Raw genomic sequence first — 9456 nt, forward strand, 5'->3', positions numbered from 1 at the left:
AAGGATGTTCCATGTCTTTTGTGATTGAATGCCGGAACCTCTGCCACAGTTATGGCAGAAAGGAAGTTCTCCGGAATCTGAATTTTACGGTGGAGCCGGGGCGGATTTTCGGTCTTCTGGGTAAAAACGGGGTCGGCAAGAGTACCACCATCAATATCCTCATGGGCTTTCTTCAGCCTTCTTCAGGAGAATGCAGGATTTTCGGAGAGCCATCCCACGCCATACAGCCAGTCACCCGCAGGAGGATAGGTCTTCTCCATGAGGGACATCTTCAGTATGGCTACATGAGCATAGAAGAGGTGGAAAAATTTTATTCAGCCTTTTACCCGAAATGGAAACGGGAGCTTTACTATAATCTGATGGATAAGCTGGGACTTTCCTATTCCCACAGAATTTTTCGCATGAGCTGCGGCCAGCGATCCCAGGTGACTCTGGGGCTGATTCTGGCTCAGGATGCAGACCTGATGATTCTCGACGATTATTCCCTGGGACTGGATGCCAACTACCGCAGGCTTTTCATTGATTTTCTTAAAGATTATGTGGATGGCAGGGATAAAACCATCCTTGTGACATCCCACATAGTGCAGGATCTGGAACGTTTTGTAGATGACATCATTATTCTGGACCGTTGCGGTGTGATATGCCAGTCCACCCTGAAGGATTTCATGAACGGGGTTAAATGTTTCCGGTTCAGGGGGGCTGAGGCTGTTTCCAGGCTGCGCAGGGGAGGTGCCATTGTCCATTTTGATGTTGTGGGAGAAAGGGCGGATATCTTCACTTTCAAAGACAGGGATGCGGTTATGGCAAGTCTTGCTGCACTGGGATTGGAAGAACTGGAGCTCGAAGAAGTGACCATGAGTCTTGAGGATGCCTTCATTGGGGTGACGGGGAAGTACTGACAGCCTCGGGTTTTTACAAAGGAGAAAAAATGCTGCGCGCATTGTTTTATAAGGAATGGATCAAGCTCCGCTGGCCCATTGGTATTCTGGCACTGTTGGGGTTTGCTTCCCTTATTCAGGCTGGGCTGGGTCTCCGTTACCTTGCTGCCATGAAGGAAAGTGCTGATCTCTGGGAAGGTCTTATTCTTAAGCAGCAGATGCCTTATGCAGGGCATCTTGTTTTTCCTGTGGTATGCGGTCTGGTGCTGGGTGCTGCCCAGTGGTTTCCGGAAACACGTAAGAGGAGTCTCAGACTTCTTCTCCATCTGCCCTTATCGGAAAAGATTCTGATTCCTGTGGTGGTGGGAACAGGACTTCTGTTTGTCTGTCTTCTTGCCGGACTGCATGGCCTGGGGCTGATTTTCATCTATTCTTTGCGTTTTCCTCAAGAGATTGTCACGGGTATTTTGTGGGCCTGGTTTCCCCATATGCTGGCGGCCATGGCCCTTTACTGCGGGGCTGCCATGGTATTGATGGAAACGTCATGGTGGCGAAGAATCATGGGTGCATGCCTTGTTTACTTCTTTTTTAAAATGCTGAGCGCAGGCGGTCAGCCTGCCTCCTATGGCCAGTCCATCTGGATTTATGCACTGGTGACCATGAGCCTTGTGATCATGCTCTTTCTTCCTGTGATGCGGGCAAAGCGGGGAGGTGGTCTGTGACGGTGCTTTCAAGGTATGCTGCTGTTTTTTTTGCCGTCATGGTTCTTGCCACCTTTTTGCCTCGTTTTTTCTGGCAGGCTGCAGAGGGGCAGCGAAATCGGATTACTATTTTTTACAGTCCGGTCAGCGGAGAGTTTCTGATTCATGAGCAGAATGCTTATGGGCAGGATTTTTACCGCACTGAAGAAGGAAGGGAGCTGGATCAGAAGGATTTTGCAAGGCTACAGCCTTTCCGTTATGCAAGGGACCTTGTTCAATGGGGAGAAATGCCGGATGAGATCCATGGTGTGAAGGTGGAGCCGGAAAAACTGCCCCTGAGCGTCCAGCATATTTTCCTGCGGCCCAGGAGTCTTGATGGCCCTGAAATCCCCCTTTATTTTGTCATGGAGGCGGCTTCCGGGTTTGTGGATCTGGAAATGCCCGGAGAGGTGATGAGAATTTCCGGCAGTCAGGTGGAATTCATCCGGACTTCGGACAATACGGTTCTCAAGGAAAAATCCCTTCTATTTACAGAATCTTTTCTGGCGGCGGGTTTTCATTTTCCGGCACAAAAGGCATGGGCTAAGACTTCAACCCGTAAGCCCTTTGACTGGGGCTGGTTTCTTCTGGATGCGGAAGATAAGCTTTTTCACCTTATACAGGTGAAGGGACAGCCCAGAATTCGTTCTGTTCTCAAGGATTTTGCCCCCGGTGTACGCTATGTGCAGGTGGAAGAGCATCCGGGACGGCATGCCTATGGTTTTCTGGTGGACAGAAAAGGGGGAGTCCATCGCATGAATTACCCGGATTACAGTCTGACGCTCCTTCCAGTGAAAAATTATAAGCCCTCAACCATGAGGCTTACATGGAGGAGAGATCCTCTGGTACATCATTATACTGTAGAGGAACGGGATGCCCTTTCTGTGACCATTACGGATCACAGGGATCAGGTAATCCGGGAAATCCGCATGGATCTGTCTCCCCTGAGGAGTGAGTCTGCCCGCAAAGCCGAGGCCTTTTTATTTCCTTTCAGTATTTTTCAGAGCATGCCTGATTCGGCTTATCTGACCCTGCGTATTTCATGGAATAATGATTTTCCCCTGCTAAGGGCCATGGGCATTTTTACGGTTCTTGGCTTTTTTGTGCTTTGGCGGCGTTGGCGGGGAAGATCTTTGAAGGAAAGCCCTCTGGACTTGCTGGTTCTTGCTGCTTGCGGCTTTCCGGGTCTTCTGGCGCTTTTATGGGCAGGCCATCTGCCGGGGCAGAGACAGGCAGAAAGGAGATCTGCATGATCAGGGCTTTCATATTCAAAGAATGGCTGAAGCTGCGCTGGGCCTTTCTGGGTCTTTCTCTTCTGGGGCTGGGCTTTCTTGTTTTTATAAACCATAGTCTTTACAGGGAGTTTGCTGCAGGGCCTGCTGTACCCATTTGGCAGAATCTTGTGGAACGGCAGGTGATGTTTTTTGCAGGAATCAAATACTTCGGTGTTCTGGCCGGTCTGGTAACGGCACTGGTGCAGTGGTTGCCGGATATTCCGAACAGGGGGCTGAGGCTGCAGCTACACCTGCCATTTCCCCAGATGCAGGGCATGGCCATTGTTGTTTTCTGTGGAGCCCTGACGATGATTTTTGTGTGTGTACAGATACTTTTTCTGCTGCTGGTGATAACTCAGTATTATTTTCCATGGCCTGTGGTTCGCGCTGTCGGGCTGACGGTTATTCCATGGATGCTGGCTGGGCTTCCCGTCTATGCCATGACAGGGGCCCTGCTGCTGGATACTTCGCCAGTCCGTAAGGTTGTTTACGGTCTCATTGGCTGGCAGATGGCTTCCCTTTATCTTGCAGGATGCGGATATGCCGGATTTGAAGGTGTACTGGGACTTTATGGTCTGATGGCATTACTGATGCTTTTTGCACCCTTTATTCCTGCGGAACGTTTTAAAAGGGGAGCCTTATGATTTTTGAAAATGTTCTAAAAACAATATCCGGATGGGTTCTTTGCCTGTCTGCCGTGCTGGTGATGGCAGTGGTTTTGCCCCGTATGTTTGATCTTGCCTTCAGGCAGGGAACTCAGACGCCCTTTATTGTGTACAGTTCTGTGAAGGATCTTTTTTTCATGTCCGGCAGTACGGCGGAAGGACAGAGGGTTTACAGGGATGAAACCGGCAGGGTCTATGACAGAAAAAGTTATATGATGGCAACGCCCCTGTTCTGGTATAGAAATGTATCTGCCTGGGGCGGGATGCCGGAAAAGATACAGGGTATCAGGCTTACAAGGGAAGCCGTAGAAGAAGGATACCAGCTATTCAGGTACCGTCCGGGGGATCTTAAGCAGGCACCTGTTCCCCTGTGGCCTTTGCTGGAGTCTGCTTCGGTTTTTTCTGACCTCAGGCTGCCCGACACCATGTTCTGGAATGATGGTGCCCTGATTTTTGAAAATGGTCTGACCCGGAAAAAAGATCAGGAACTGACAGGCAAGGTGAATCAGGCCCTTTCGGAAGCGGGTTTTTCTTTTCCCGTAAAGGCTGTATGGGGCAATCCTACCACCCGAAAACCCCATGATGACGGTTATTTTATCAAGGATGCAAAGGGAGGACTTTTTCACCTCAGGCAGGTGAGGGGAGGGCCGGTCTGTATGGATACGGGCATTACAGGCATTGGAGACATAAGGCTTGTGACCGTGACAGAAGACCGCCGACGGGAGTTTTATGGTTATATCATAACCGATGACGGGAAGTTTCATCTTCTCATGCAGAATAACTACCGCGTGCTAAGCCCTGATCTGAAGAATTTTGACCCTGAAACCATGGGGCTTATTTTCATGGCTGACCTCCTTGGCCGCACGCTGGTCTACGGGGATACCGAAAAAATCCATGCCCTGCGTCTGGGGCTGGACTATCATCCTATTCATTCTTACGAAGAAGAAAGAATTCAAGGGCTTTCGTCAGGGGCATCAATGGTCAGATCCATGCTTTTTCCCTTTGTTGTTCAGACCAGAGCTGAATATGGGAGGGGCGCGGATCTGCGCCTTGATTTTTCTGACCATACTTCATTTGCGGGGATTCTTTTCTTTCTGGTGCTGTTTATGGTGATAAGGAAGTGGCGGAAGGGGACTTTTTTTTTCAGGCTCCATGAGGCGGCATTGCTTTTTCTTTTTGGTGTGTATGGTTATTTTGTACTGCTGGCACAAATTTATCCCTGTTTTGAAAAAAAGGGGCCGAAATCGGCATTTGGGCTGCGCTAGGAATGCCGGGGGGCTTTTTTGTTTGAGAGTAATCTTCCCACAGAGGTTTTTTTATTCTATTATTATCTTTAACCTCTTTATTTTCGGGTGCGGAAAAAAAGGCAGGTTGTATATCTGATCCTGCAGGAATCCGGATGAAGGAAACCTCGTTTTTGATGTGGAGGATTATCGTGACTTTTCGTGAGTCCCTTCTGAAAAAAATTGATTTGGACAGACTTGCCCTCAGAATAAAAAGATCCCTGTCTCCGGACGCGGAAAAACTTGACAAAGATTGCCTGCGTCTTCTTATGGCAGAAAGCGCTTACCTGCCCCGGACACTGCGGGATATGGAAATTTATGTGCTGGAAGAGGCTGGGTCGCTTCCCGATATTGTGGTGGCAGACAGGGGGCTGGGGCGTTACCGGAGCAGCCTTGAGGATGTTGCCATGAGGAAAAGTCCTACCATCAAAGAGATGATCAGTTTCACCAATGCCAGAAAGATACTTTCGGATGCGGACGTTCTGGTGAGCAGCAAAACAGAGACCCTGGACTATATTCATTCCCACTGCCTTGAAAGACTGGATCTTTCTTTTACGCTTAAAGATATTGAGGCCATTGCCGATGAAGGGGCACTGGCACTGGAGATTCGTGATGGGGAAGGTGTGAAAACTGCCCTGATGCTTTTTGCAGAACTTCTGGGCCTGTCTCAGGGGCCGGCTGCATGGAGGGAACCGGGCTGGCTGCTCTACGGATTGCAGGAAAAAGAAGGAGAGAAAAGGGCAGTCTGCGGATTGACGGCATTCTGCGTGCATGATTTCCGGATTTTCCGCATTTCCGGTCCTTTGGTTTTAGGCTTGGAGGAAACGGAGTCCATGGTGAAAAAACTGTTTACCGGAAAGAAAAAGGGAGATCAGGAAGGCAAAGTCGTTTTTACAGCGCTTCTTGAGGCTTTTTCCGCATATAAACCAAAAAAATCTGGAGGAAATCTTTGATGAAACGCATTCACTTGATTGCTGTACTGGCTTTTTTTCTGGCACTGCCTTCTTATTCTTCGGCTCTGCCCCTCATTAATGCAGAAGTGGCTGTCGGTGGCTGGATGCAGATGCCTTCCGGTGACATGGGGGTCAGCCGTGGTGGTGTCAACGGAACAAGGCTGGATATGGACAGGGATCTTGGTTATGACAGTGAGTGGGGAATGACGGGACGTTTCAGGATCAATCTGCCCCTTATTCTTCCCAATGTCTATGTAATGGGAACGGCCATGGATTTCAGCGGGACAGGTTCTTTCCAGAATAACTTTGATTTTGCTGGTCAGAATTTTTTTGCCAACATGCCCTATAATTCAAGCCTGACGGCAGATCAGCTGGATGTGACTCTTTTTTACGGAGTACCCTTTCTGGGTATTTTTACCCTGGGTACCACAGCCATTGATTTTGGCCTTAATGTGCGTATTTATCAGCTGGATGCCAGTATGACTCAGGGGCTGAATTCTTTCAGTGAAAGTACGAATGTGGCCCTTCCAATGGCCTATCTTTCGGCCCGCTTTGAGCCCATCGATAGCCTTGGACTTGAGGCCGAATTCCGGGGGCTAGTCATTGGAGACAGTCAGGTTCTCTCGGGGATCGGTCGTATCCGTTACAATTTCATGAATCTTCCTTTTTTGGTTTCAAGCTTCGTCGCAGGGGGCTGGCGCCATGAAATCATTGATCTGGATGAGTCCGGTATCCGTGTGGATACAACATTCTCAGGGCCTTTTGTGGAGGCAGGTTTGAGATTTTAAGTCCGAGGAAGGTAGTGAGGAATTACCGATCCTTTCGCCTGGCATGTGTATGGTTTTAACGATACACACTGATGCGATAAAAATCTAAATCAGCTGATTCAGCATAGCAGTAATATATAATGAGACCCGGTCTTCATGGAAGGCCGGGTTTTTGTCTGGAAATATTGGAAAAATGTTTTTATGTGAGAGTTGTGTTCAGAAGATGGATGTTTTTGGGTTTGGGTAATTTATGTAACCGTAGGTGGTTTTGTTGGGGTTGTGTTAAGGTATTGTGCTTTCAGAGTATTTGTCTGCTTATTGAGAAGTTGGGCACAAATGCCCCTTTACCTCTGGCTTGTTCTGCATGGCCGTACGTTTTTCTTTCGGGTAGAAATCTGGACCATTTTTATTGATACTAAGATTTAAGTGCCTGCTTTTATATCTATATATAAAAATAAATTTTACTACTGCCTTGTTTTAAGTCCTCCCGTATTCGGTATGGCATGAAAGCGAGGCATTTTTTTGTAAATTTTTATCTCACTGATTTTCAGGCTGTTGGAAAATGTGAAACTGTGTTTGCATCTTTAATCGGGTGAATGATGCGATGGTGACATGTGGCCGGGAACAGGATTTGCATTTAAACTGTGGAGGAACAGGATTTACCTAAAGTAATCTTAGTTCTGAGATTGGCTGGAATTACGTACTGAATACGGATCTTGTCTGTATTTACGCACGGTGCAGAATGAGGCTTCTGAAGCGGAGCTAATCCTGGTCCACAGACGGGATATGATTGCTGCCCTGAAAAACCATGGTTGCTGACAGTTACTGGTCTTCGGATTTAAAAGGTGTTTTTGGTATGCTGTCTCATGGACAGATGCTTTATTTATTATTCAATGTTGTCAGGGGAGAAGTTTAATGAAAAGGAATGGTTTGGTTTTTGTTTTGTCAGTTATTTTGATTTTTCTGACATCCTCAGCTTATGCAACTTACATAAATTATGCAACAAACTTAAGTGCCAACTGGATTTCCAATCCTGCGGGCAGGCATGCCGCCACGGACAGTGCCGATGGCGTGGTGATGAATCCTGCGGGGCTAGTCCGAATGGATGATGGTATTCACCTTCATTTTTCAAGCCAGTCCCTTTACAATCCCTATAAGATTGAAGTGGGGGGCGACTATCCGGGTCAAAGATCCTATAAGCAGGAAAGGGCAACTAAGTTTGTTCCGTCAATTTATGCCAATTACAAGAAGGATGACTGGGCTTTCTTTGGTGGATTCTATTTTTATGGCGGTGGGGGCAGTATCTTCTATGCCGATGGTACACCTATGGTGAATACGGCTTTGTTTGGAATTGATAGTACGGTAGGTTGGAAGAATGAGAAGAATTATTTTGGCATGAATTCTCAGGGTAAACCTGTAGGTGCAGGTGCCAGCGTGGAAATTCTTTCTATGATGCCAGCCTTTACCTTTGGTGCGGCCCGTGCATTGAATGAGAAGCTGTCTGTGGCCGCAGGTGTCAGAGTGATTTACGGATATCAGTCCACTCAGATTGATGTGAATTCAGCAGGTCCTTTTGGTATGAAGGATACCCTTTATGATGCGGAATGGTCGGCTTTGGGTGGCCTCGCATTTTTTAGCCTGAATTATAAGCCCGTTGAAAGGCTCAATCTTGCTTTCATGATCGAGTCCCTTGCTCCCATGGACTGGGAGGTGGATGTGAAGCAGGATCTTTCTCAAGGCAATTTTCTTTCCAATGCTTCCGGTTATACGGATAAGAGAACCTTCCGTTTTGATGAGCCAACTAAAATATTCATGGGTGCAGATTATGCTCTGACGGAAAGGCTGAACGTGAATGGTATGTTCATTCTTTATCTGCCCATGTGGGGGGAATACAAGAAGCCTGCACCGTCCACTTTCAACGGTCAGAGTTTTGTGCAGAATGAAATTAAGTATGATCTGGATCCGGGTTTTGAAGTCGGTGTGGGTGGTAATTATAAGATTTCTGATAATACCAGCTTCAGTGCCGGTATTGCCTATGCCTTCCTCAATTATGATGACAAGTATCAGTCGGAAGGTCTCTATAAAAACAACTTTTTTAATCTGGGTACGGGTGTAAAAACCAAGGTGAATAACCATTTTTCCATTGGTGTCGGTTATATGCGGAATATCTATTTTAATGTAAAAAACAACGCAACAAGAGATCTGGCAGGAAATGCCTATGAAACAACATACAAAAGGCCTGATGCCCATGTATTGGCATTCAGCCTTGAGTACACCTTCAAATAATAATACCTGTTTGGTCTGTTCATTCAGAAGGAGCGCACGCTGTGTTACGGCGTCCTGTCACAGGGTAACTTATTGCCGGATTCGAACTCGTTCCGACCAGTAATGGATAATTGTCTTTTTTAAGGCGCTGAATTAAAAGAACTAATTTAAAGTTCTTCAGAAGAGACCTTTAAAACAAATTGGCCCCTCCCGGTTTTATCCGGTGGGGGTCGATTTGTTGTGAGGGGCAGGAAGGTACAGTGTTTTCATATCCCACAGCGGGTAATATGCCTTTTTTTATGTGACGGTTGGTGTGTGACATGGTAAAAATTAAAAAAAGTATTACCTATGATATTGATTATCCTGAAAATCGGATAAAGCGTACATTCTAAAGAAGGATTTACGCATGGCTAAACCAATAACAGGAAAAACTCACATCGGTGAACGACGTGAAAAGCGTGCGAATGGAGATATTTATATCTATGAAAGGGTTACGGCCTACGATGAAAAGGCCAAAAAGACCTATACGGTAAGCCAGAAGCTCAAGGGCAAAATCAAGCAAGGAACACAAGAAGTAGTAGTGACTCGTCCCAAAAAAAACAAAGGCGAAGGAGGTATTGCCGATGCAACC

Annotated in this window: 8 protein-coding genes and 1 pseudogene; all 9 read left to right on the plus strand. The window is 47.0% G+C overall.

Translation table 11 applies throughout. The features are described 5' to 3' along the window. Positions 1–11 precede the first annotated feature (11 nt). Positions 12–899, plus strand: a complete 888-nt coding sequence (locus FIM25_RS10585; protein ID WP_139449061.1) for an ABC transporter ATP-binding protein — start codon at positions 12–14, stop codon at positions 897–899. Between the two features lie 29 nt (positions 900–928). Then, on the plus strand, positions 929–1600 hold the full coding sequence (locus FIM25_RS10590; RefSeq protein WP_139449063.1) for a hypothetical protein: 672 nt from the start codon (positions 929–931) through the stop codon (positions 1598–1600). Then, positions 1597–2871 carry a DUF4857 domain-containing protein gene (locus tag FIM25_RS10595; protein WP_139449065.1) on the plus strand — a complete coding sequence of 425 codons (1275 nt, stop codon included), beginning with the start codon at positions 1597–1599 and terminating at the stop codon, positions 2869–2871. The genes FIM25_RS10590 and FIM25_RS10595 overlap by 4 nt, the downstream gene beginning before the upstream one ends. Further along, on the plus strand, positions 2868–3536 hold the full coding sequence (locus FIM25_RS10600) for a hypothetical protein (RefSeq protein ID WP_139449067.1): 669 nt from the start codon (positions 2868–2870) through the stop codon (positions 3534–3536). The genes FIM25_RS10595 and FIM25_RS10600 overlap by 4 nt, the downstream gene beginning before the upstream one ends. Further along, positions 3533–4822 (plus strand): DUF4857 domain-containing protein, encoded by a 1290-nt coding sequence (locus tag FIM25_RS10605; RefSeq protein ID WP_139449069.1) that lies wholly within the window; start codon positions 3533–3535, stop codon positions 4820–4822. The genes FIM25_RS10600 and FIM25_RS10605 overlap by 4 nt, the downstream gene beginning before the upstream one ends. 170 nt (positions 4823–4992) lie before the next feature. After that, on the plus strand, positions 4993–5793 hold the full coding sequence (locus tag FIM25_RS10610) for a hypothetical protein (protein ID WP_139449071.1): 801 nt from the start codon (positions 4993–4995) through the stop codon (positions 5791–5793). Further along, complete coding sequence (locus tag FIM25_RS10615; protein WP_139449074.1) at positions 5793–6581, plus strand: TIGR04219 family outer membrane beta-barrel protein; 789 nt, start codon at positions 5793–5795, stop codon at positions 6579–6581. The genes FIM25_RS10610 and FIM25_RS10615 overlap by 1 nt, the downstream gene beginning before the upstream one ends. Positions 6582–7475: 894 nt before the next feature. Beyond that, the gene (locus FIM25_RS10620; RefSeq protein WP_179953305.1) at positions 7476–8846 is read left to right on the plus strand and encodes an OmpP1/FadL family transporter; all 1371 of its coding nucleotides are present in this window, start codon (positions 7476–7478) and stop codon (positions 8844–8846) included. Between the two features lie 385 nt (positions 8847–9231). Next, positions 9232–9456, plus strand: a pseudogene (locus FIM25_RS10625) (IS1634 family transposase); the annotation flags it as partial.

Source organism: Desulfobotulus mexicanus, from assembly GCF_006175995.1.
Taxonomy (GTDB): domain Bacteria; phylum Desulfobacterota; class Desulfobacteria; order Desulfobacterales; family ASO4-4; genus Desulfobotulus; species Desulfobotulus mexicanus.